Genomic DNA, 25204 nt, shown 5'->3' with positions numbered 1-25204 from the left:
TCCACCACGGAGGATAGGATTTTACGACACGCCGCACCGATGAACCCAGGAATGAACGAATGCCGATTTTGAACAGAGCCGCCGAACTCCAGCAGGAAGTCAGCGAATGGCGGCGTCACCTGCATGAAAATCCCGAGATTTTGTATGACGTCGACAACACCGCGGCCTTCGTTGCGGAGAAGCTGAAATCTTTCGGCGTTGACGAAATCGTGACCGGTCTCGGCCGCACGGGTGTGGTCGGCATCATCAGGGGCAATCTTCCGGGCAATCGTACCATCGGCTTTCGCGCGGATATGGACGCTCTCCCAATTTTTGAGGAAACCGGCAAGCCCTGGGCCTCCAAAACCGCGGGCGCCATGCATGCCTGCGGCCATGACGGCCACACGGCCATGCTGCTTGGCGCGGCCAAATATCTTACCGAGACCCGCAATTTCGCCGGCTCCATTGCCGTCATCTTCCAGCCGGCGGAAGAAGGGGGTGCCGGCGCGCTCGCCATGGTCGAGGACGGCCTGATGGAGCGTTTCGGCATTAACGAGGTCTATGGCATGCACAACATGCCGGGCATTCCGCTCGGCGCCTTCGCCATCCGCAAGGGCGGCATCATGGCGGCACCGGACAAGTTCTCCATCACTGTCAAGGGCCGTGGCGGCCACGCGGCGCAGCCGCACCGCACCGTCGATCCCATCACCATCGGCGCGCAGATCGTCGGCAATCTGCAGATGATCGCCTCACGCAATGCCGACCCCATCCGCTCAGTGGTCGTTTCCGTCACCCGCTTTCAGGCCGGTTCCAGCCACAACATCATTCCCAACGAGGCATTGATCGCCGGCACGGTGCGCAGCCTCGATGAAACGGTGCGTGATCTGGCGCAGGATCGCATCAAGCAGATGGCGGAAGGCATTGCCCTTGCCAACGGCGCGGAAGCGGAAGTCGTCTATGAGCGTTATTGCCCGGTAACCTTCAACCACGCCGCCGAGACCGACCACGCCATCCGCGTGGCCCGCGATGTGGCAGGCGAACCGAATGTCGATCCCGATGTCGATCCTTCCATGGCGGGAGAGGATTTCTCCTTCATGCTGAAGGAAAGGCCGGGCTGCTTCATCTTCATCGGCAACGGCGATTCGGCCGGGCTTCACAATCCGGGCTATGATTTCAACGACGAGGCCATCGCTTACGGCATTTCCTACTGGGTGAAACTGGCCGAACAGCGCCTGACGAGCTGATTGCCGACTGACGCGAAGAAAGCCGAGGAAGAGATCGACCGCGATGAAGAACGCGGTTGATCCGCAGGCATCGTCAGGTTAAAGAGCAATTCAGTGTCCACGTAGCTCAGCAGGATAGAGCACAGGATTCCTAAGACAAATTGGGGGTTGCGACCGGAAACGACGCAATCGATCTGCTCAAAGTCGGGGAAAGCTTCGCTGGTCTTCCAGCATGCCAATCCCGAGCCAAGCTCCGGAGAAATCCGGTGAAGGTGTAGAGACTGGATGGGCAGCACCTAAAGGCCGCAAGGCCCATGGTGAAGGGACAGTCCAGACCACGAACGTCTTGCCGGCAAATGGCGGGACGGCGGCGAAAGCCGAAGCGGTATGAATCCTGGGGTCGGAGGTTCGAATCCTCTCGTGGACGCCATTTTCCTGAAATATTTTTAAAGACAATAGGATAGATGCTGTCAGCGACTCAAAGGTTTGTCTCTGCAGACCCTTGGAGTGTCTCTGCTAATCTCACAGGTTTGTCTCTGGGGCCAAGGGCATGCACAAATCCTGCTTCTTGCCCGACATTACGCGAAGCCCAGCTTCCAACGAACTAGGTCAAAGGCCAGCAGCATTCCCCACGCTATACGCTGATAGAGAGCAGTGGCCGCCAAAGAACTTGCAGTCTGTTCATCCATAATGGCTCGACATCATCCAAAACTTCATCTTGGTTGAATGTGACGATTCTCACGCGGATACCGGGGTGCATTGAGATGCCAGACGAACCATTCCCTCTCATTGAATCGATGACAATTGCTATCAACGCCGAGGAGGAAGCTGGCGCGCCCGTACAGTTCCATCGTCTCGAAGCTGATATCCACCGCAGGAGGAAGGAGCTCGAACTCAGCGAAGTAGAGAATCTGTCCGCGTGGACCGACGCCGTTGCGTTTGCGCTAGACAGCGATCACTTCGGTGATCCATGGCGGCGCTACTTCGGACCAATCGGTTCTCGTTCGTTTGAGGACGGAACAGTGGAATACGTCCCTGATGTCCTAATTCTCGACGGGCGAGCTTTTGATCTTTGGGCCGAGCGGCTGGCAATTGTCCATCATCCAGCCTTTCGAGCGCGATACAGCGATCTGTTGTGGGAACTTGCTCCTGAACTCGGAAGACGCCGTAATCCTGACCATGCGCGGATTGCCTGGGCTGCGTACGAATCCATGATTGCCGAGAATGCCTACGAAGAATTCTTCGACAAAACTGATGCAGCCCTCCGCATGCTGACACTTGCGCTGTCAATCGGTGATCAGGATGCAAAGGTGCGTTCCCGAGATTTGTTGATGGAGGAGTTCCGCGAACTGCTTGATAGTGCACGCCGTTTCAACTTCAATGTTGTGGATCGGCTGCTCTGGGAGCGGAACGTGGGAGCACCAGAGATAACCGAAGAGATTGTCGCCAGGCTAGAGGATGCCCTTGTCGACAGCTCGATAGAAGGGGAGAGGTTCAACCCTCATCTCACACGCGAGATAGCTGCCCGACTTAAACGTCATTTCGGCAGATCACACTCCCGAGCGGACGTGCGTCGTGTCCATACTACCGTCGCCCGGGCATTTGAGGCGCTGGCCGCTGAAAGCGATGCGATGGTGGCAGCGGCGCATCTGGATGTAGCGGCAACCGAGTACCGAAGCGCCGGGGATGAAGAGGCGTTCAACCGTGTCCGTACTGCGCGCGCCGATGCCGTTGCTAGGAGCAATACCGAAATGGCAGCCCATTCGTTTCGGTTTGAGGTTGGCTTCGACGACATGGAACGATTCCTCGATTCCTTGATTGCCCCGGACAACCTCGGCCTGTCACTCGCTCGGATAGCGAACGAGTTCGTACCGCGGCTTACTGTTATTCGGGATAGGGTCTTGGAGACCGCGAGAGTCGCGCCCATACAGGCCACCCTCTCTATAAACATCCATGAGGATGAACACATCGCCGCAATCGTCGGCAGTGTGGAGGAGGACATGGAGGGGAGGATGATGCACCAGGCCGGGCAGGAAGCGATGTTCGCAAGCATCTTCCTCGAACAAGCTCTTGAACGCTGCATTTCGGTCCATGAACTCGAATCCCACGATATCGCTGGCTGGGCGAACCGTCTCGGCGCGTTCGACGACCTGACCATGGTGATCGAGGGCGTCGAAGCTTGGTACACGGGCGATTTGATCAAAGCCCTTCATGTACTCGTTCCCCAGATCGAGCTGGGGCTGAGAAGGACGCTACGAGGCTTGGGTGAGCCGATCGTACGGAATCACCCTACAATGGCTGGGAGGCAGATACTTCTCAACATGGGCGAGGTCCTATCGAACCCCGTACTCCAGGCGGCGTTGGGCGATGACACGGTCCATTACTTTAGAGCGCTCTATGTCGATCCGCGTGCCAGAAACATTAGGAATATAGTCGCCCATGGATTAACGAGCGTATCCGACGCTTCATCAGCAACGTGCAACCGTTTGGTACACTCGCTCTTAGTCCTGGGATGTTGGCGCGACATAGCGCGAACGAGAGAGGTTGCGCTATAGCTTCTTGATATCATCCGGTTTCAGCGGCCCCTTTTTATCCAAGAGGTCATCGAGCGATTTGGAGAGAGTCTCAGCAAAGGACACCACGAACTGACCATCGGAAGCAATGATATACTGCGAAGACGTCCGTGCCGCTTCCAGCAGGCTCGGCAGGTCCGCGTACGCCTCTTCGATTGTCCAGTTCCGTGACATAGACCGTCTCTCCAATTTCCGAATTACGACTTCTATACTTCGACGTTTACCGAAAACCGGCACATGCCGGCTACGACCTTTGGTGATTCCGTTTACGTCCGAGGGTTTCGAAATGGCAGGCCCCATTTTTTTGCTGGATACGAACATCCTGAGCAATGCCGGTTTGCAACGACCTCCGCCAGGGTTGCGTGCCTGGATGAAAGCCATGGGAGCAGATTCACTCGCCATCTCGTTCCCCGCTATAGCAGAGTTGAGGCGGGGTGCCCATCTGGCCTTGAAACACGATCCACAAAAAGCGCAACGACTCCACAACTGGATTGATGACATCCTCTCCGTGGACTTCCAGTTCGCCGAACTCACAGCCAAAGCCGCCAATCTCTATGCCGAAATGACAACCGTCGGGCCGCTCAGGCACCTCTATGTACCAAGCCCGGAGCAGAAAAAAGATAAGATCGGACACGATCTTCTGTTCGCAGCCCTGTCGATCACCCATCAGATGCCGATCGCTTCCTTCAACGTAAAAGATTTCATCCTGATCGACAGGTACTTCCCGTTACCGGGCGTTTTTCACCCCGTTGAAGTTCAATGGTACGTTCCATGCCACGCTGTGATACCCGACGACGATTACGGAATGACGCCGCCTTCATTGCCCGAGTTCGTATCCAGCGGTTTTGGCTTCATGAGGTAGACCGAAGCTCTCGCTCCTTTCTACGGCAGTTCTGACCACCGCGGCGGCCAAACTGCCCTGTCGCAGAAGATCGGCATGAAGATCGAGAAGGGCATCCCTATGTTCTTCGAGCAGGGATTTCGCCCGCCGGAACTCCGCCTGCAATGTCGCCTCGACTGATTTGCGGAGAGCCTTGCGGCGGTGACGGAATGTCGACAATTCACGTGGACTGTCGCCAGGTTCGACAGACAGCGTTTTCCCAAGACCCCACTTAGTTTCCATCATCGTCGCCAGATCAGTTGCACGATTGAGGTCCGCCGATGGATCGCCACCAGCACCATTACCGAATTCACCGAACAACACTTCTTCGGCTGCGATACCACCCAGAAGCGTGGCGATCTTGTCTCGAAAATACGTCGAAGTCTTTCGACTGAACAGCCGCTCCTCGAATGCCGTGTGACCCAAGGATCGCGATCGGCTATCGGTCTGAATGGCTTTCTCGATCGAGACCGACACCAACGGATCGGCCTCGAGCAGAACACCGAGAATAGCATGTCCGAGTTCGTGGGCAGCGACGCAGCGCTGTAGCGCCATGGGGATCGGCACAACGGGCGGCAAGGCTGCGATGAGATCAGTAAGAACCATCTGTCGCTTCGCGCGTCGCGCGTGGCGACGGGCGTCACGGACACACCGTTCGATGTCGGCACCAGACCAGCCGTCGCTTGCCGACACCACGTCGTCCAGCGTTTCGTTGGCAAGGTCTCCCCGGAGGTAGAAACGGTAAATGTCATGGCGTGCCGCTTCATCCGGAAGAGGAATGGCGAAATGGCGTTCCAGACGGCCTGCCCGAAGAAGCGCCGGATCGATAATCTCCGGGTTGTTCGTCGCACCGATCACGATAACGCCTTCGTGTGACTGTGCGCCGTCCAAAAGTTCCAGAAGGGCGTTGATCACCTGTCGATGGTAGTTGTCGTTGCTACTGCCGGTTCTGTCGTCGCGGCTGGTGAAACTGTCGAACTCATCAATCAGGAGGATCGACGGTGCCTGCCGCGCAGCCTCGGCAAACGCCTTGCGCATTGCCCTCAGCATATCGCCGAGGTGACCCGTCGCCTGCCATCGAGCCGCCGACCCGAGGATTAGGGGCACGTTACAGGTCCTTGCCAGAGCCGCCGCGTAGGACGTCTTACCCGATCCCGGAGGACCCGAAAGCAGGACGCCGCGATCGACATCGTGCCAAAAAAGTCTCCCAGCCTTCCATGCCGCCAAGTCCTCGGTGAGTTCGAGGCCCCATGTTTTAGCCTCGCCGTATCCGGATAGGTCTTGCAGGCTCGGCCCAGTCGACAAGGGTTCAGAGGGACGTTTTCCTTTCTCGATATGAGGATACCGATGGAGACGCCCGATGCTCACAGCCAGGGATCGTCCGCGCCGCCAACCGAGTTCAACCCGTTTTGGGGATTGTTGCGCCAAAAAATCGGCATCGGCACTCGTGATAGTCCCGAGCCTCATTCGCTGCGCCGCGATCCGATAATCGGTCGGAGCCGGTAGGGCCAAAGAGACCACGATATCAGCGACGATGCGGACCTCGTCAGACAGAAGCTCCTCGTCCTGGAGAAGAATGATCGCCCGCTTGAGTTCTCGAAGTTTTCTGAACGCCTGGAAATCGTCGGCAACTTCAGTTTCTTCACCGACGAACAGAACGTAGTTGTTGCCGTGTTCTCCACCAACCGGCACAGTCCCCTCAAGCAACCATTTGGCGGCCATCTTGTGGGCATGGATGTCTGCCTTCGGCGGCATGACGAAAGCCGCGACGAACGACGATCGCCTTTTCAGGAACTGGCGGATCGATCTCGACATTGCGATGATCGCTAGATGGGTCGGCAGGGTAAGCTCGTACTTCGAGCTATGGAACGGATCGCGATTGGCGATCAGGTTATCGCTATAAGACTGCATGTATGCCTCGGAACACGGGAATGATGATGACGATTACGGGCTGTCAGGTCCGTATCCGCCGCACCATTGTCTCGGGGCCGAGTAATTCCGTATCGAGATCGACTTCGACGAAACCGCGCAAGATCATCTGGGCCAGTCCAGCAACTGGTCTGGTTTCGGTGAATACGGTCAGGCATTCGGTGATGGTCAAGTTGCCGTGCTCCTCGAGGACGGCCAGCAACCGCAGACGGTCACCGAGTGCCAGCACGGTGCTGCCATATCGAAGCAGGTCTTTGGCATTCTGAAGACGCGGACCATCGTACACTTCATCGGCGACCAGTCGTCGATATCTGACGCCATGGTTTTGGGCTGCGGCCTCGATCCTACCTACGTCGACCTGCATCACCCTGTCCGACGCATCGACTAACAAGCGCCCGCCATCATCGTCGAGAATACCAAAATCAGGAACGTGGACGCCACTACCGTGATCGAGCGAGAGCGGCATGCAGTGCCAGGACAAGACCGATGGATTGACGTCGAACAGACACGCCGCATCACGCGCGGCTTGTGATCGAAACACCGGCGGACCATCGCATTTGACCGTAGCCGTCGGATAGAATGTACGGATGGATGCCGAATGACGGCTGGCGCGAAGCGACTTCGCGCGCTGTGCGATACCCATTTTGAACCTCAAAGAAGCACGGTTGATCGAGGCCGCGATTGTCGCGGCGAGCGGGGATCAACCTATTCGTATGAGGCGGGTGCGCTTTTTCATTAGTGAACGGATAGGGAACAAATCTCCAAAGGTCAATAGATTTGTGAATTTTATATCGTACCCAACGTCTTGGCTTTGTTTTTGGGAGAGCCGAAAGATTGCAGGTGGTCTGATATTGGCCACATGCAATCCATTGACTGCCAAGTCGCTGCTGGTCTCCAGCTTCACGGCGGTGCCACCAATGACGGCGTCCACGAGGCAGCCGATGCCCCGTGTCGCCGCGTCGATCCTCTTCCTGTTGTTCTCGTTGTATCAGTCGAGCGCAGACTGCGCGCGATGCCAAGCCCGGCGTACAGGCAAAAGAGCGCAAAAGGGGACTAATAAAAATTAGCTACAGGGTGGAAGCCAAGTAGGCCGAACTGCTATCCAACGACCTGCGAAGAGGTTTTCCACAGCCTAAAAAGCGAAAAAGCGGTGCCCTCAGGCCCGCTTTCTCTAAACAGTGTCATACAATACGCGAATGTTAATTCGTTCTTGTAAGCGCATGCCGTATATGTACAGCTCACCCAGGCAGATGTAAAGACTGAAAAATCATTTTCATTAACATCAGGCGTAGCATGACAACGGATATCCAACCTCTCATTCCCGAATCGGGAGAAATCGCCAACATCGCGGCTGCGAATAATAACGCTTCTAAAAGCAGTACAAACTATAACCGCGTGAAAATAGCTTTGTCTGACCCGCGTTTAGAACGATACCGTGTTCTTGCAAACAATGATATTGAAAAGGCAATAGCATTACATCATTGGAATGCCGAGGTCGCAGCATCGACGATGCCTGCACTGCACGTAGCAGAAATCCTAGTGCGAAATCTTGCTCTACAGCGGGTAATAAACAATTTTGGGAAAAATTGGTATGACAATGTAGACTTTCACAATCGTTTGAAGGTCGGCCTACGTGAGAAACTAAAAGAACAAGTCTCAGACGAAAAAACAGCGGGCCGAATCGGAAATTTGACCAACTATGTTGCTAATGAGATGACGTTTGGATTCTGGTCTAATCTATATTCATCTAGTTTTCATAGTAAATTATGGGGCGTCGACTTATCTCGCATACGTACAACCATCGACAGAAGCCTGACGGTTTCTGCTCTTCAACAAAAAATAGATAAGGTCAAGACGTTTAGAAATAACGTCGCGCATCACAAAAACTTAATCTGCAAACCCACAGACGTTAATTACTCTATGACAATTGAGCTGATTGGAGATATCTGCGCGGCAACCAAAGGTCTCGTAGAAGAGAAATCGATATTTTCTACAACGTGGGAGAATCCTCCCATCCCTAGAGAAAATTGGGGAAGTTAGGAGCTAGTGTTGAAAGGCGGTTGAAATGCTCCTGTGAGATAGCACTTATCCAGATTGGTCGTGGCACGGGGTGCTCCTTTGTTGTCGTCGCCAACAATCAATCGGGTCGCCCGGGATCATTCCCACGTTGCGGGCAAGACCACATGTATCTGAGTTTGGACTTTGGTAATGATAGCCGACTGGTTGCCACCCAATGGCTGAACTACGAAACCAATACATGCATCATTGAGCTTTTCGATTTCGGCCGAAACGCGTGGAAGCCGGTTGCATAGACCGAAGTCGGCAATGAAGAAGCGTACAATCGTGCGATTGCCGAGAACTTCAGGTAATTGCACTGGCCTGACATAGTGAGGATATCCGCACATCACGAGCCGTTATATTAGGCGCTCTAACTACTCGGCTAGCGGAGCTATTGAAATGTGAGCGAGTTCATCCCCAATCAGCAGCAATGGCTTCGGCCTGACGGACGACCAAGTCGACAGCGGCCTTCTGCAAGTCCGGGGGATAACCATATCGGGCGAGCATTTTCCGCACCTCGATGCGCATCTTGGCCCTCACCCCCTCTTTGCGGGTCCAGTCCACGGTTGCCGAGTCTCGGATCGTCTGTACCAACAACCGTGCCAAGGTGCGCAACGTCTCATGAGCCATCAGTTCGCGTGCGGACCCGTTCTCGGCAAGCGCCTCGTAGAACGCGACTTCCTCCTGAGACAGGCCCAGCTCCGCCGCCCGCGCGCCACTCGCCCGTATTTCTTTGGCCAGTGCGATCAATTCCTCAATGACCTGAACGCTGTCGACCGCGCGGTTGTGGTACTTGCGCAGAGTCTCGTCCAATCGGTCGCTTAGCTTTTGCGCCTGAACTATGTTGGTTCGCGTGTGCGCGCTGATTTCGTCGGCTAGCAAGCGACGTAAAGTCTCGACAGCCAAATTTTTCTGACTGGTGCCGCGCACTTCTGCAAGGAACTCATCGGAAAAGATCGAGAGGTCGGGCTGATCAAGGCCAGCGGACTTGAAGACGTCGAGGATGCCATCTGCCATCACGGCTTTTGAAAGCAGTTGGCGTATGTCCCGTTCAACTGTGGTGCGGCTACGACCCGTGCCCGAGGTGTACTTCGCCAAGTTGGCACGGAGCGCAACGACCATTGCTATCTCGTGCGCCCGACCCTTCACTCGGTCATCACCCGCGCTGATCGCATAGGCGACTTCCAGCTTGAAGCCTGTCTCGATGAAAGCGTCACGTCTGCCCGTTCCCAGAAGGTGTTCCAGGCATTGTTTCAGAATCGTAAGGCGGGCCGTCGGAGGCGAGGTAAAGAAGTCCTTCCATGCGACGCCATCGAGCAGCGCCAGCGCGCTCTCCAGCAGTGTTAGCGTCTGACGCGCAGCTTCATCAGGGTCCATACGCACCTGGTCACGATCACCCTGGGTATATTTTTCCAAGGCCGCCTTCAGTTCGGTACCAATCCCCAAATAGTCAACTACGAGCCCACCCGGCTTGTCACCCCAGACCCGGTTTACCCGTGCGATTGCCTGCATGAGGCCGTGACCGCGCATAGGCTTGTCGATGTACAGTGTGTGGAGGGAAGGCGCATCGAAACCGGTCAGCCACATGTCGCGCACGATGACGAGATCGAAGCCGGACGATGGGTCCTTAAACCTAGTCGCCAACGCTTCCAAACGAGATTTGGTCCGTAGGTGAGGCTGCAATAGCTGAGGATCGTCTGAACGGTTACCAGTGATGACTACTTTCAAAAGGCCGGACTTGTCGTCACTGGTGTCGTTGGAAACCCATTGTGGGCGTAATTTGGCGATCTCGTCGTAGAGCATCACTGCGACGCGACGACTGACCGTCACGATCATTCCCTTGCCGCCCGCCATGGCATCACGCCGCGTAGAAAAGTGATCCACGATGTCAGCGGCAATCTGCGCAACACGATCAGGAGCACCTACGACTTCTTCAAAACGTGCCAGTCTCCCCTTTATCCGCTCCACCGCAGCATCGTCGCCTTCAGCAAGCTCCTCGGCGAGCTCATCGAGCTGGGCCCGCTCTTCGTCATTTAGAGCAAGGTGTAAACGAGCAAGACGAGCCGAGTAATGGATCGGCACAGTAGCCTTATCAAGGACTGCCTGGGTCATGTCGTACGTGTCAATGACATCCCCGAAAGTGCCGTAGGTGTCGCGGTCCCGCTCTTCGATAGGTGTTCCCGTAAAGCCAACGACCGTTGCATGCGGGAGGGCCTGCCGAAGGTAGTCGGCGAATCCCACCGCTTCCCTTATGCCGCCGTCGCGTTCAACATAGCGCTTCTTGAAACCATACTGTGTGCGGTGTGCCTCGTCGGCGATGACGATCACGTTGCCCCGGTCGGTCAGAAGGGGATGCGAGCCATCCTCACCCCTGAAGCGCTGGATGGTCGTGAAAACCAGGCCACCAATATCGACCGCGAGCAGGCGGCGCATCTCTTCCGACGTCCCTGCCTGCCGAGGGGTGCCACGTAGAGCCGCCCCGTGATCGGCAAAAGTGCCGAAAAGCTGGTCGTCGAGATCATTTCGGTCCGTGACTAGAACGATAGTTGGGTTCTTCAAGTCCTTGGCGAGTTGAAGCTGTCGTACGAAGAACAGCATGGTCAGAGACTTGCCAGAACCCTGTGTGTGCCAGACGACACCACCTTTCCGGCTTCCTGACTGTGCCGCGGCCAGGGTGGAGTGCAGCGCCTTCTTTACGGCATGGAACTGATGATAGGCCGCGAGTTTCTTGGACTTGACGGTGCCATCCTTGACCTCAAATGCAACGAAGTCGGAAATTAGGTCTATAAACCGTTCAGGGGCGAAAACGCCGCGGATCAGCACCTCCAGCTCTGAGCGACCTGCATCATCGATGTCGGTGCCATCAATAGTCCGCCATGGGGCAAAGCGATCCAACTGCGCCGTTATCGAGCCGATACGTGCGTTGCTACCGTCGCTGATAACCAGCACCTGATTGGTGCGCATCAGCTCAGGTGCCCTCCTTTTGTAAGTCGTTAGCTGATTGTGAGCCTTTTCCAGAGTAGCCGACGCGTCGGACGGGCTCTTCAACTCCAACACCGCGAGAGGCAAGCCATTGACGAAAACCGTAACGTCCGCCCGCACGGTACCCTTTTCGCCCTTCACAATAAACTGGTTGGCAACCAGTAGTCGGTTTGCCGGTGGATTATCCTGATCGACGATCCTGATGCCCACGAAACGCGTTGTCCCTGCCTCGTGCACTTCGACAGGTACACCACTGACGAGGAAAGGGTGGAAAAGTCTGTTGTTCTCGATGAGGTCCTGGCTCTGCGATGCCCTGATTTTTAGTACGGCTGAGTCGACCATGTCGGCCGTTGCCTCAGGGTTCAAGGAGGCGATTGCACTGCGCAATTCAGGCTCTAGGATCGCTTCGCGATAATCTGCCCGCGCGCCCATGGGACCGTCCGGCGCAAGATAGTCGCCGGGAACACTCTTCCATCCAAGCAGCTCGAACCACGAGAGCGCCGCCAGCTCGACCGCTTCCTCGGCTAGTTCAATGCGTGGATTGTCGGGAGGCGTGTGGTAGATGTCGCTCATCGTTGCCTCACTGCGCTAATACGAGTCCGGGTTTGAGCCCGAGCTTCTCTTGAAACTCGACTGGGATTGTTCCCCAGTGCTCAACGAGAAGGTCTACCAACTGCTCGCCGTTGATGAGGCCTATTCGGGGGAAGTGAGCCTCCAGAGCGACCTCATAGGCCTTCGATTGAAAGCGCGCGGTGGTGATAAACGCGCCCTGTCCACCGAACGGAATTGCTTGACGAAGGGCGCGGACCGTAGACGCTGGTATACTGGCATCGCGCTTGTAGCGCTTTGCCTGAACATAGACCCTAACTTTAGCGAGGTTTGCGACATTTAGTTCTCCTGTCGCGTCCACTCCCCCATCGCCGGTCTTCCCCGTCACCTCCGAGCCCTCGAAGCCCAGCGCGGTGAGCAAATGCGCAACGAGGATTTCGAACTCTTTGTCGTCAAGCCTCAGAATTTGATCGAGGACTGCGCCTGTGGCGTCATATCGGGCGGATGCGACTTTGGGGCTAACAGGTTCTCCAAGCACCGCTAGGAGCTCATCCACATGTGAGATGCCATAGACCGTCAGGGAGGAGCGCAGAGTGTTCTGGAGCGGTACTGAGAGCCCGGAGCGCTTGAGGGGCGTAGACGACCATTTGACTGGCCTGCGATGAGCATATGGGCAGGAGGCATCGCCCGCTACGTAGTTGTAAGGAGGAACGCCTTGTATTCTGCCATGCCAAAGAAGTTCGGTGTTAGCGTCGGGTGTGATAACGATGTCATCGGGCTGCATCTCGAAACGCAGCCGTGCAATCTGCCCGACTTGTTGGCCAGTAACTATGGCACTGTCTTTAGGATATGCCGCGCGATATAGGGGATAGAGACTTTCCCGGCCAGGTACTAGCGACAGATCGCCAAGGTCGTTCCAGCCAATTGCGACAAATCCGCCTTGCCTAAAGGCAGCAGTGTAGGTCCCCCAATCCGCGCGCACGCACCACGCTCGTGTCATGCCGCGACCTCACTATCTTGGTCTTGATCTGCGACTTGATTCAATTCCCATTCGGCCCGAACCGCATCGTAAATCGTTTGGTCCAACTGAAAAAGGACGCGACTAGGTTCAAAGGTCGCTCCCGCGATTTCGACGAGCTCGTGTTCAGCGTCCAAGTACCCGTCGAACTCGGTATAATCCCCATACTTCGGCGTATTGGCCTCCTTCGCTGCCTCTCGGCTCCACGCGGCATCAAAGAGGAAGCTGATAAGGGAATCGCATAGTCCACCCAGCATTACAGCGTGTTGGCGCTGCAAAGTACGCCAGTCGAATGACCCGCCATGGCGCATACCATTTATGTTGCTCAGCTCCGCCAAGGCTCCGACAGTTCCGTTAATGCTGCCGACAAGCTTACGGATCGCCTTGCCAATCTTGTCGGCATCGGGGTGCCCGTCCAGCGTGAAATCTAGGGCACCAATAATCCGACTGTTCTGGGCTGGGAAATCTTCCCCTGCGACTAACCCTAACCCCAATTGCGGTGCGATGGTGTGATATGTAGCCTCAAACAGTGCCCGCACGCGTTCGAGGCATCGCTCCGGCTCTCCCGAGATTGTCGTTTCCAAGGCATCCACATGTACTTTCAATCGTCCTGCCCTATCAGGATGGGCCTCGATCAGAGCACGCAACATTTGGAGGCGATAGGTCAAGCTGCCTCTCCTTGTGCGGCACCGCCCTTGATCCGCAGTTCGCCGGAGATTAGCCGAGGGAGAAGCGTGTCTCGCAGTGAGGCGAGGCGATCATTCTCACGCTCAAGCTCGACAAGACGCTCGACAATAGGATCGACGCAGGCAGCGAAGGCCTCTGAAACTTCAACGTTTGGAACAACCATTGGCAACTTGCGGAGCGTGCCCTTGCTGATCTCGGGAAAAGTCGAACCACCCGCGACAGCAAGGAACCTGTCGATGTTGGCGTCGCACCAAAGCCATGCAAATCCTGTAGACAGCCCCTTGCCGACGATGCCTGCCATTCCCTGATTGATCGCGACAGGGCAAGTAGCGAAGGCGAGATAGCCTATAGGCGCTCGGGTCGAGATGAGCACTGAACCGGCGGGCAGTAGGCCGGAGTTGGCCACTGCCACGCCGTCGTCTGTTAGCGTCCTGCCGGTCCCGAGCAATACCGGCGACGTGAGGGATGAGAGGTCCTTCGGTGTGGCCCAGCTATGATCACCGCCCCAGTATCGTGCCTCGTCCGTCCGTGGGGTATTGCCGCTCCTGATTTCGAAGACATCACCAAATGGTCTCTCATGCCACCCGTCAGGCAAGCCATCCGCGCCAAACATATTAGGGAATAATGCGGTAGTGAACGTGGGGAGGCGGGGATCACGGCCTTCTGCTTTGGCGCGGACGGGGTCGAAATCAACGAACCAGCTTTTGAACAAAGCCCGGGCAATCTCCTCCAGCGTCGCCGCCATGCGCCGGTTCAACTCGATCTTGTCATCGAGTGACGAAAGAACAGCACTAATTGCTTCTTGAACAGCCCTTGGTGGTGCACAAACTTGCCAAGAGCGCAGAATTCCCATGTTGATGTGCGGAACACCAGTTTGGATAGTTGCTCCTTCAAGGTAGTTAGAGAATAGCTTGGACGTCAGAAGGTAGTACACGAATAACGGATCACTAGCCTCAGCGCGAATACCCATCTGACTTTGAGAAACAATGAATTTTTTGAAAGGTTCCTGCGGCACGACAGATACCTGACCCATGGTGCCGCGCTGGGTAACGATGACATCGCCTGGCTTAACTTGGTTGGAGGCAAGGGCAGCGGCCTTCTGGCTACTGACGTAGGCAAACTGCCCACCAATGTAACGTCCCATCTGGCTCATGTTGCTGCCACGGATTACTGGGACTCCTTCAGACGTGTAGTCAGCCTGAGTGAGGTTGGAGCCGAATGGGCCGCCAATTATGTTTTGCGGGCCACCGACCAACTCGGCAAATGTGGTCGTTGTCCACTCACCAACCATGGCCAACCCCTGCCAATGCGTTGCGGATGCGTTCATCCAAGACCTCACCCTCGGCCATCTGCTCCCGCAGGACCTTGGTCAGCCGCGTCATCTTGACGTCGAAGCCCTCGCCGTCCTCCTCCTCCGCCTCGGTACCCACATAGCGCCCCGGCGTGAGCAAAAAGTCCAGTTCCGCCACTTCCTTTAGGGTGGCGGACTTGGCGAAGCCGGGCACGTCCTCATAGCCCCCGTCCACCTCACGCCACGCATGATAGGTGTCGGCCACCTTGGCGATGTCCTCGTCGGTTAGCTCTTTGAGGGTGCGCGAGACCATGGTGCCGAGGCCGCGCGCGTCTATGAACAGGATGTCGTTGGTCCTGTCGCGCAGCTTCTTGTCACGCGAGAGACCGTTCGACTTGTCGCGGGTGAGGAACCACAGGCAGACGGGTATCTGCGTGGTGGAGAACAGCTGCCCCGGCAGTGCCACGATGCAATCGACAAGGCCGGGGTAGTGAATTTGCTTTCCGTCCTCATCAGAAGTGATGCCCTTGACCAGCGCACGGCGGATGTCGCCCTCACCGGACTGCTGGCTGGAGAGTGAACCATTTGCCAACACGACACCTGCATAGCCATCCGGCGCGAGGTGGTAGATGATGTGCTGAAGCCAGGCGAAGTTAGCGTTGCCAGCTGGCGGCACGCCATAGCGCCAGCGGGCGTCGCCTTTCAGCCTGTCGCCTCCCCAGTCACTGTCGTTGAACGGTGGGTTCGCTAGCACATACCTCGCCATCAGCCCCTTGTGCAGGTCTTCGTGGAAGGTGTCCGCCCACTTGGAACCAAGGTTCGCTTCAATGCCGCGGATGGCGAGGTTCATCTTGGCTAGACGCCATGTGGTGGCGTTGCTCTCCTGCCCGTAGACCGCGATCTGGTCGCGCGCCTTCTTGGGGTCGACATTCTTGCCTGCATGCTCCTCAACGAAGCGCTCGGACTGCACGAACATGCCACCGGACCCGCAACAGGGGTCATAGACGCGGCCCTTGAACGGTTCCAGCATAGCGACGAGCAGCTTCACTACGCAGCCCGCCGTATAGTACTGCCCGCCTCGCTTGCCCTCGAGCTTAGCGAATTCACCGAGGAAATACTCATAGACGCGGCCCAGCACATCCTGCCCGTGGTGCTCGTCCTCGAACTTGATGTCAGAGAAAAGTTTTAAGACCTCTCCCAGCTTTGTCTGGTCGAGTTCCTGCCGGGCGTAGTTCTTGGTCAACACGCCCTTTAGAGTAGGGTTCTCCGTTTCGATGGCTATCATAGCCTGATCAATGAGCTCGCCGATAGTCGGTTTGGTGCTGGTGGCATTCTCTTTGAGAAAGGTCCAACGCGCGCTCTCGGGTACGAAGAAAATATCAGCGCCGATGATGAGGTCTCTCGCGGAGTCTGGGTCATCGAGTAGGAAGGCTTCCTCCGGGTTCGCCTTGACTTCCGCAATACGGGCATCAAACCGGTCGGAGATGTATTTTAGAAAAATAAGCCCTAGTGCGACATGTTTATATTCGGCAGCATCCATGTTGCCCCGAAGCTTGTCGGCGGCGGCAAAAAGTGTAGCCGCAATTGAGGAGCCAGCCTTCGCGGCCTTGGCTCCCGGACTATTTTCCTGTGATTTTCTCCCGCGCGGCACAACTCAACTCCAGTTTTTAAAATTTGGCAGTCGATCAGTTATTGTCAACCACAGGTTAATACGAGGTGGATTTCGTCACATCTTTACGTATGTTTTGACGTGAAGAACATCCGCAGACTCCGTTGCTGGTTCAGCACCAAACATTCCAATCTTGTCAACCAAATCTAAACGACATTGTTTTGCTGAGCCGAGTCCGAAGAACCCGAACAAGGCCTCGCATTAAGATGCCGATCTCAAGCTTTTTGGGCACAGTGTCAAGCTATGGACTACGATCGCGAAAAGGCTGAATGCGACCAACCACACAAGTTGGGTTTTGATAGTGGTACCGCCATGACAGAATTGGTTCGGAGTCTGCGTATTTACACAGTTGAAGGTATTCTCGGAATGTCTTCCCCCATCGTCGTCAGCTACTCCAATAACTGAACGGTAAGACCTTCTTTTCGTAACAGAGACACGATCCGATTAATATTATCCCTTGTAAACCATTCGTCGGGATCGAAATGCGATCCACCCCAAATTTCCATAATCGGCACGCAGAGACGTTTCAGAGTGCCAAAATAATCCTTTAACAGCTCGGTTCTCGTAACAACCAGCCGGGTGAAATACCTGTCCTCTAGCGCTTTGAGATTGGTGTGGACGCGAAATCCGAAGTCAAAACCCTTACCGAAGACACGGTCCTTCAGGCCTCGATGGTCTGTGAAAAACGCAATCTTCTCTGCGCCAGGAACGTGGGCTGTGACAATTGCTGCATGAGCTAAAATGCAGTGCATTCTGATAAACAAGTTCACCGACGTCAGGAACGCATGGTCGACGCGATTCCTCAGACGATGAAAGTCTTCTCTGTAGCTCTTTGTAATTACGAATACAGAATTACCGTAGACACGCCAATAATCGTATTCGCCGAAATATATAGTTTTGGCATCGACGCGCATACCCTCAACCCCAGTGATTTCCTTTTCGTCGATTGACCATAATCGTGTGCGGGGAGAGGCATCGGAGCTATTCAATACTATGAAATCGTGCCAGCCGAACGATGCGACTTTCTCCATTTCGCTACTGGCGGTTCTTAGCAGACTGTGGGGTCGCTCGAGCGTAAGGAAATTGTTTTTTGCATCCAAAAGCGCATATCCGGACGCGACGTGTTTATCCGCGATTTCGCGAACTTGCTGGTCAGTCTCAGTATTTCCGAAGTCGAAGGCATTGATCTGACCCACAAACTCTCGCCGCGCTGCATCCGTGAGTGCTGTGATTGTTTTCCAATCGACTTCAGGGTCAGTCACAGGCGCTTGGCGTGTGCTTTCCACCAGGATTTTAAGGACAGACGCAGTTACAGATTCCGTAATCGCCTTCGTCATCGCTTGGGTGCGTGTAAAATCGTCCTCTTCTCGCGTCTGAACCGCCTCAACGTCTCGGAAGCGCATGCACCGCTTCAAGATGGTGTCCCATTGCTGAAAATTCGATATTTTTACGGATTCTGGACCAATGCTTCGCACGTACACATGCATGAAGCTGTTTTCGTCTTTTGCGCCGATGGGTGTCGTGCCGTGAGAAGGTACGTGAATCACAGGATATGTGACACCGTTGGTGAACTCGGTAAAATGAATCTCACATTGCACATGCGGCTCAAGCCGTGTCTTCAAGAGGTTGTGGATGGCGTCGGAACGATAATGATCTGGGCCATATGTCTCTGAGGCTGGCTCAGGATTGCCATCATCATCAACTCCAAAATACAGGCGACCGCCACCATGGTTTGCAATTGCTGCTATATGCCGAGCGATCTTTGCCTGGCCGTCCTTGTTCGACTTTGAGATATCCATCCAGGCCTTGAACTCGACGTTTAATTTTTCGCTGCGATGCCGTAGGTCTTCCTCCATTTGCTGTACGTCGGTTAAAATCATCTTGGTCCCCAGTTCATTTCGTACCAGTAAGTAAAATGCAGGGTTAGGGTGGGGGACATCAAGTCCTCGATAGATGCTGGCGAAAAAGCGTTGTGGATTATGGCTGTGCGCGCCGAGGAACTGTAAATACCTGCGCTCGCGAGCGGTCCTATAAGAGCCGCGAGTCAATAAAAACTCGGCACGCTCGACTAATTTTAACCTTTCATTAATTTTTTCCGCGTACGGGTCCGTGCGGTTCTGAAATGTGCCCTCAAATGGTGCACTGACGACCTCGAACGAGACAGATGTTTCGGGTTTTAACAGGCCGGCCTTAGGCACGGGCAGATGCGGAAGGATGAAGATCATGGCTTGCATACGGAGAATAGCTCCTCACTGAGCCGTGAGCCTGCCTGAACGGGTGTGTTTTCGGCCAGTGGAATTGTCCATTGGAGCCGAGAGCGAGGGACCCGCGCATGTCGTTCAAGAACCGCGTTGCACGTAAACTCTATATGAAGCGTGAAGCCATTGGAGTTGCCTCAAGGGCAGCCTTGGTCTCTCATGATGTAAAGGTCGAAAACTCCCTCAAGAGTTCCTCGTCGCTCAAGCCTGCTGTCGAAAGCGCCGAGACGTTCCGTTACACCCCGCCGCATCCTGGCCTCGCAACCCGCCGCCCAGCACTCAAGCAGGCCAAAACGTCACGTGGTCACTCGATCTTCCGCGGGATCATCCTCTGGCATGAAAGCCTTCTCGAACTCCGCGTCTCCTATCTTCTCCAGACATGGAAAAGCGTTCGGGAAATCCATTCCCAATACCCTCGCGTAACTTACGTCGATGCCGACGGTCGCACGCGCACCCACACCTTCGACTACTACGTCGTGTTCGCGGACGGCCGGAGGCTGGCGATCGCCGTCAAGATGAACCGCAAGCGAGCCAAGATGCTCGACATGCTGACCCGCATCGAGAACGATGGCATCTCGCACAAGGGCGGACGCCGCCTGGCTGACGAGACGCGCCTGATGACCGAGAAGGACGGTACGGTCGCCTCCTTCCACAACTGCTCCGAAATCCTCGCCTCGCGCGAGACGTGCGATCCCGCAGCGGCAGATGAACTTCGCAAAATCGTCCGTCGCATGACTGGACGCTTCAGATTCATGACCCTCCTCTCCGGATGCCAGAACGTGGCCGCCCGTCGGGCCGCCATCTGGCATCTCATCGACCTCGGCGAACTCCTTCCCGAAGGCATCGGTCGGATCGACGAACTGACCTGGTTCATAACCGGCATGGCCAATCCCATGCCGTCTGAGCCTACCCAGTCCGTCACGACACGAAAAGGAGAGCGTACGTGTCCTACAGCCATCCCCTTCCGACCCGTACCCACACCCATTCCCTCGTTTCTATGGGGCGTACCGACCGCTATCAGGAAGGCACGAGGAACTACATCCCGGTCTTCTCGGACAGCCTGACCTATACCTTTGCGCACGAGGAAGACCTCGCTCGTACGATGGTGCGAACCCGTCAGGACGTATGGGATCGTCTCCACGCCGGAGATGCCGACGTCTATTACTATCACCACAGCGCGCCCATCCAGCGCACGCTGGCCATCCATGGCGACAAGACGCTCAACGCCTTCGATCCTAAGGTCCGGTCCGCGGCTCGCCTGCGCGAAAAGCTGATCGAGCGGTACGAAACTGCGTGCAGGGATGCGAAAAAGAAACTGCCGTTCTCAGTTAAGCTTCAGCCCATGCTCGACGAATGGTGGGAAAAGGAACTCCTCGGTCCCGACGCCAAGAACAAGAATGGTCGTCGACGCCGCACGGGTCAGACTGTTGTCAAAATCTCCAACGGTCCGAGCTGGAAGACGTTCAAACGCGACTACGACAAGTATATTGCGGCAGGACGCAATCCCGTAGTGTTTGTGCCGTTGCATCACGGCCCGGGGAGCCGCACGGTAATTCCGTGCCGCGCGAGCGAACTTTTCCATCAGAAGATGGCTCGTGAGTACCTGAGCCGCCTCCGGCCCACGCCGGCGCAGGTTCATCTTGCTTATCTCGCGGAGCGGGACGGGGAGAATGACAAGCGTCGTGCTGCTGGCCTCTCCGAACTCCTGGAATTCTCGCTTACCAAAACAAAGAACGCGATCAACCGGTTCGATGCCTTTGAAGTCATGGCCAGCCGGGAAGGAGAAGAGGCTGCCCTAAAGTACTTCCGCGATGTCAAGGCGAGCTTCGATGTCGAGCGCCCCGGCGCTCTGGTCGAAATCGACGAATGGAAGGGCGACCTCATTACGCTGCTGGTGAAGACAGGCGTATGGGCGCATCTGCCGGACGTGTTCGTCAAAGCCTTGCCTAAAACGCTTCGAATCTGCGTGACCGTAGCCATCGATGTCGCCACCAGATACGTCCTCGGCGTGAAAATCACGCCGACCCCGTCGGCCGAGGCAATCGCTGGCGTGCTGCGCATGGCGATGACCGACAAGACCGATCTGTCGCGAATGGTTGGAGCCGAAACCGCTTGGTCGGCCCGCGTGAAGCCCGACCTCGCGTCGATGGACAACGGCGGGCCAATGCTTTCCGACCACTTCATCACGGGCGCTCAGTCCATCGGCGTGACCGTCGTTCGCCAGCCTGCAGGCGATCCCGCGCGTCGGCCGTTCATCGAGCGGCTGTTCGGGATCATCGGTCCGCTGATCACGCACTTCCTCGACGGCCGTACCTTTGCCTCGGTCGAAGAGAAGGGTGACTACAACGCGGAGACTCATGCCAGCGTGTTCATGGATGAGTTCGCCAGGATCATCATCTTCGCGATCTGCGATATCTATCACCGTACGCGCCACAGCGGTCTCGGCGGCAACACCCCGCATAACGAGTGGGTCGAGGCTACCGGCTCTATCGAGATCAAGTATCCGCCCAGCCAGCTTCGTATGATTGCGGCGTTTGGTTATCCCACGACTGCGACGATCCAGAAGGACGGCATTGTCGTCTGCGGTGTGACGTTCCGTGATGTGCGGCTCAATGCGCTCCGCCGCCGCATCGGCCAGAAGCCGATCGACGTGATGTACGACCCCATGTACGCGCGCCACGTCCTGGTGAAGGCGAAGGACGAAACGGAATACTTCGCTGTCGAAAACGTCCTCGGCCTGGATCACACCGTGTCATTTCACGAATGGCTGGCCGTCCTCAAGGAAGAGCGCGACGAGATCGCGGAGAAGACGAAAGAGGACCTCAAGGTCATGTACGCGGGTATCCGTCGCATGCGCCGCACCGGAGAGGCCGCCGCCGTCCGCGCCAACCTTGGCGCTCGCATCCCAACGGCTGAGGACATGGAGCGCCTCAATCGCGAGGTTGTCCGTGGTTGGGAACCCAACAGCGAGGCTGAAGAGCTGATGGAGGATATCCCCCATGCCGAGCCTACCGGCGTGCTGCTTCTTGAACGCCATGACCGCCAAGAGGCTGCAGATGCTGCTCGTACTGAAGTTGCCGAAAAGGTGCGGTCTCGCTCGAAATTCGACGTACAGGAGGAAAACTGATCATGGCTAAAAAGATCGATGTAGATGCGATGCGCGAGCGCAGCAACGACCGGTATTTTGATTCCGGACGTGACAAAGTCCTCATGGGCTTCGTCGACAAACTGCGGCAGAACGCCAAGGCCATGGAAAAGGGTCGCCAGGGATCGCATCGTCGCTCACTGTTTGTCATCGGCGAGACGGGAAGCGGAAAAACACGCTCGATCGAACGCATTCTGCCGCATATTGAGGAGTGGAAATCTGGACGAAACCAGTGGGACGAGCCAGTGACTCGTCTTATCTGCATCTTGCCCCCAAAGCCATGCAGCATGCGTGCGCTGGCGGTCGTACTGCTTACAGCGATGGGCGTCCCCATGCACGGCCGCAAGACCGATCCGGAGGTCTACGTGTTTCTCAAGGAGCAGCTGAAAGAGCGCGGGGTAAAAGCGATCTGGATCGATGAGATGCAGGACGTGCTTAGCGCCCCGACCCCAAAGGCAATTAAGGCGATCCAGGATGTCCTCAAGGCTCTGATCCAGATCGACGGCTGGCCGATCCATACCATCTACTCTGGCGTGCCGGCGCTCGCAGCCTTCCTTCAGGGTGACCGACAGCTCGCTCGTCGAGCCTATGTCATGCGTTTCGAGCCAATGGAATATCCCGACGACGAGGAATGGATCGAAAAGATTGTGGAGACCGTGACGGTCGAAGACTGCGGCATGTCTCGCGCGGACGATACGCAGACCGACGTCTTCCGCGAGAAGCTCTGCCGCGCAGCCAGCGGTGCCTTCGGCCAGGTAGTGGAGATCGTGCAGGAGGCATGTTTCCGAGCTGCAGAACTTGGACGATCTCAGGTTAAATTGTCCGACTTCTCAAAAGTCTACGAGGAGATGAACGGGTGCACCCGCGCCGAGAACATGTTCGTTGCCCCGAATTGGCGCGAGATCGTTCCCGCAAATGCGCTCGACGACATGGCACCCCCGGTGAAACGCGGGAGGAGCGCATGAGGCTCCCCGTAAACGTCACGTTCCATCCAGAAGACGAGACCCCGTTGAGCCTCGCCTCTAGGCTCGCCCGCGCGATGGGCTATCCATCCGTAAACGATCTACTCAGCGGTGGTGGTACAAATGTGAAAGCGGTCGTCCAGGGAGATGACCATGCGATGCGGGTTTTGTCGTATTGGTCAGGAGTCCCCGTGACGGACCTCCAACGCTTCGCAGTTCCGGTTTCTGAAGAGGCTGGTGAGTGGCGACTCGGTGACGCCGTCTTCCGCAAGGAGATGAGGGTAGCCGGCCGATTTCGCTTCTGTCCGCATTGCCTGGAGGATGACCTAGTGAGTGGATGCGGGAGACCGACCGCGAGGCCCTACGCCCGAGCGCCTTGGGCGACACGCGCTGTCGTCGCCTGTACACGCCACGGCAACATCCTCGCCGAAGCTTCCGCAGGCGAACATGCGAACGACTTCTCGCTGTTCGTCGCAACAGGCGGACACCTTGTCGATCAAGATGTCCTGGCGGCCGACGAGTCCGAGCTGATGGTGGACGCCTATCTGGAGCGCCGCATCGCGGGAATGAAAACCCAATCCTTCATTGACCGTCAGGAGGTTCACGTGTTGCTCGTGCTTTGGCTGTTCCTCGGCAGCTTCGTTCATAGACACCTTCCTCATCGCGATTTTTCGGGAAGACCTGCCTCGGCTCTCGGGGTGAGAGCAGTGGGATACATGATCGCGAGCGAAGGGGCTGAAAGGATTCGATCGATTCTGCTGGAGGCGATCGAGCTCCATCGACCCGATGTTGCAACCATTGTCAGATTTTTCGGGCCATCAATTCGTCGTTTCCGGGAAAACGTCGACTCGCCCTCCTTCGCCGAAATCGTCGACCTGCTGCAAGGCTTGGTCCAGTACTTCCCATTGGGAGCTGGGGACCTTTTTATTCGTCGCGTAGATCGCCGTTCGATGCATTCAATCCGATCAGCGGCAGCAGAATATGGCCTCGACAAGAAGCGCGTCAGAAAGATGCTCGACGAACGAGGACTAATTAGCCGATCAAATCTGCCCGATTACAGCGTCTATTTCACGGCAGCGGAGGCAGAAAGTACGCTCTCAGACGCTGCGGAAAACATCACGACCGCAGACGTCGCTTCCGCACTCGGGACAACTCTGGAACAAGTTCGTGAAATGGTCGAACGCGGCCTGCTGGCGGTCGCCGAAAGGGGCGTCAAAAAGTCGAGACCTTTTTACCGTGTGTCACGACACGAACTACAGCGGCTCGTCGATCGCTTGTTCGAAAATGTGCCGCTCGTAACTGGTGACGAGGATGGCCTGGTCACATTGTGGCAAGTGAGCCGAACAAAAGGTCATGCACTTGTAGATGTCATTGAGATGATCATCGACCGGAAGCTGACCCGGCTCAAACGTATCGACGACACTATGAAAATCGGGAGCCTACTGGTCTCGCCTTCCGAAATTGCCCCCTCGTGGAAGAAAGCCGACATCAACGAAGAATCGATCTACGCGACTGCGAGAGAGGCCAGACGATTGCTCGGCACCGCCGCGAGTACGGTGGCCGCTCTAGTGGAAAAAGGCATTCTGCCAACTGTGATGAGGGCTAATCCCAAGACGAAGCGAACTCAGGCATTCGTCCTCAAACGCGATATCGAAACATTCCTAGATGAACATATCTCACTTCGCCGGCTCGCCCGAGATCGGGGTCTCAACGTAGTAACGATGAAACGCCAACTAGACCTCGCTGGCGTTAAGCTCCTGTACGAACCGTCTGGACTGATCACTCGCTTTTATCGAGTGAAAGACGTCATCGAAGCTGAGCCTCCTCCGACAAATTGAATTTTCCGACATTGAAAGCGAAGGCCCGCCAACTGCGGGCCTTTTTTGTTGCCCAGCGGCTGCGTGGTAGATGGAGACAAAGCTATGAATTTAGCAAAGACACACCACCAATGGAAGTCAACGACACAGTCAACAAAATCAAAGGCTTAGAAGAGAGTCAAAG

16 protein-coding genes are annotated in these 25204 nt (G+C 56.1%); 7 read left to right on the top strand and 9 right to left on the bottom strand.

The window, feature by feature from the left end:
• Positions 1–59: 59 nt before the first annotated feature.
• Complete coding sequence (locus ACQZ60_RS13955; RefSeq protein WP_003523272.1) at positions 60–1223, top strand: M20 aminoacylase family protein; 1164 nt, start codon at positions 60–62, stop codon at positions 1221–1223.
• A 743-nt stretch (positions 1224–1966) separates the two neighbouring features.
• On the top strand, positions 1967–3757 hold the full coding sequence (locus tag ACQZ60_RS13950; protein WP_448735460.1) for a DUF4209 domain-containing protein: 1791 nt from the start codon (positions 1967–1969) through the stop codon (positions 3755–3757).
• On the opposite strand, the gene ACQZ60_RS13945 is transcribed toward ACQZ60_RS13950, so the two are convergent.
• A complete protein-coding gene (locus tag ACQZ60_RS13945) occupies positions 3752–3949 on the bottom strand; it encodes a hypothetical protein (RefSeq protein WP_448735459.1) in 198 nt (65 codons plus the stop codon). The two genes, ACQZ60_RS13950 and ACQZ60_RS13945, sit on opposite strands and share 6 nt — an antisense overlap.
• Positions 3950–4061: 112 nt before the next feature.
• On the opposite strand from ACQZ60_RS13945, the gene ACQZ60_RS13940 reads away from it, so the two are divergent.
• On the top strand, positions 4062–4637 hold the full coding sequence (locus ACQZ60_RS13940; protein WP_448735458.1) for a type II toxin-antitoxin system VapC family toxin: 576 nt from the start codon (positions 4062–4064) through the stop codon (positions 4635–4637).
• Here the strand turns inward: ACQZ60_RS13940 and ACQZ60_RS13935 are convergent.
• Together ACQZ60_RS13935 and ACQZ60_RS13930 are read right to left on the bottom strand one after the other, a co-directional pair.
• A complete protein-coding gene (locus ACQZ60_RS13935; protein WP_448735457.1) occupies positions 4593–6566 on the bottom strand; it encodes an AAA family ATPase in 1974 nt (657 codons plus the stop codon). The two genes, ACQZ60_RS13940 and ACQZ60_RS13935, sit on opposite strands and share 45 nt — an antisense overlap.
• A gap of 43 nt (positions 6567–6609) precedes the next feature.
• A complete protein-coding gene (locus ACQZ60_RS13930) occupies positions 6610–7227 on the bottom strand; it encodes a hypothetical protein (RefSeq protein WP_448735456.1) in 618 nt (205 codons plus the stop codon).
• 650 nt (positions 7228–7877) lie between these two features.
• Between ACQZ60_RS13930 and ACQZ60_RS13925 the strand changes: the two genes are divergently transcribed.
• Positions 7878–8624 carry an Abi family protein gene (locus tag ACQZ60_RS13925; RefSeq protein ID WP_448735455.1) on the top strand — a complete coding sequence of 249 codons (747 nt, stop codon included), beginning with the start codon at positions 7878–7880 and terminating at the stop codon, positions 8622–8624.
• Between the two features lie 429 nt (positions 8625–9053).
• On the opposite strand, the gene ACQZ60_RS13920 is transcribed toward ACQZ60_RS13925, so the two are convergent.
• The 6 genes from ACQZ60_RS13920 to ACQZ60_RS13895 all read right to left on the bottom strand — a co-directional run bounded on the left by ACQZ60_RS13920 (position 9054) and on the right by ACQZ60_RS13895 (position 19072).
• A complete protein-coding gene (locus ACQZ60_RS13920) occupies positions 9054–12197 on the bottom strand; it encodes a type I restriction endonuclease subunit R (protein ID WP_448735454.1) in 3144 nt (1047 codons plus the stop codon).
• A 7-nt stretch (positions 12198–12204) separates the two neighbouring features.
• A complete protein-coding gene (locus ACQZ60_RS13915) occupies positions 12205–12957 on the bottom strand; it encodes a restriction endonuclease (protein ID WP_448735453.1) in 753 nt (250 codons plus the stop codon).
• A gap of 212 nt (positions 12958–13169) precedes the next feature.
• The gene (locus ACQZ60_RS13910) at positions 13170–13859 is read right to left on the bottom strand and encodes an abortive infection family protein (RefSeq protein WP_448735452.1); all 690 of its coding nucleotides are present in this window, start codon (positions 13857–13859) and stop codon (positions 13170–13172) included.
• Positions 13856–15169 (bottom strand): restriction endonuclease subunit S, encoded by a 1314-nt coding sequence (locus tag ACQZ60_RS13905; RefSeq protein ID WP_448735451.1) that lies wholly within the window; start codon positions 15167–15169, stop codon positions 13856–13858. Before ACQZ60_RS13905 ends, ACQZ60_RS13910 begins: the two co-directional genes overlap by 4 nt.
• Positions 15159–16820: an N-6 DNA methylase gene (locus ACQZ60_RS13900; RefSeq protein ID WP_448735450.1), complete on the bottom strand. Its 1662-nt coding sequence runs from the start codon at positions 16818–16820 to the stop codon at positions 15159–15161. The genes ACQZ60_RS13905 and ACQZ60_RS13900 overlap by 11 nt, the downstream gene beginning before the upstream one ends.
• A 407-nt stretch (positions 16821–17227) precedes the next feature.
• On the bottom strand, positions 17228–19072 hold the full coding sequence (locus ACQZ60_RS13895) for an AlbA family DNA-binding domain-containing protein (RefSeq protein ID WP_448735449.1): 1845 nt from the start codon (positions 19070–19072) through the stop codon (positions 17228–17230).
• A 967-nt stretch (positions 19073–20039) separates the two neighbouring features.
• Here ACQZ60_RS13895 and ACQZ60_RS13890 point away from each other — a divergent pair.
• From ACQZ60_RS13890 to ACQZ60_RS13880, 3 genes are read left to right on the top strand one after another with little or no spacing between them, the layout of a single operon-like run.
• On the top strand, positions 20040–22223 hold the full coding sequence (locus ACQZ60_RS13890; RefSeq protein ID WP_448735448.1) for an integrase: 2184 nt from the start codon (positions 20040–20042) through the stop codon (positions 22221–22223).
• 2 nt (positions 22224–22225) lie between these two features.
• The gene (locus ACQZ60_RS13885) at positions 22226–23206 is read left to right on the top strand and encodes an ATP-binding protein (RefSeq protein WP_448735447.1); all 981 of its coding nucleotides are present in this window, start codon (positions 22226–22228) and stop codon (positions 23204–23206) included.
• Positions 23203–25041, top strand: coding sequence for a TniQ family protein (locus ACQZ60_RS13880; RefSeq protein WP_448735446.1), 1839 nt, complete (start codon positions 23203–23205; stop codon positions 25039–25041). Before ACQZ60_RS13885 ends, ACQZ60_RS13880 begins: the two co-directional genes overlap by 4 nt.
• Positions 25042–25204 lie beyond the last annotated feature (163 nt).

This window comes from Agrobacterium sp. 22-223-1, assembly GCF_053522385.1.
Note: the sequence above shows the minus strand (reverse complement) of the source record. Positions and strands in the feature narration are given on the sequence as shown.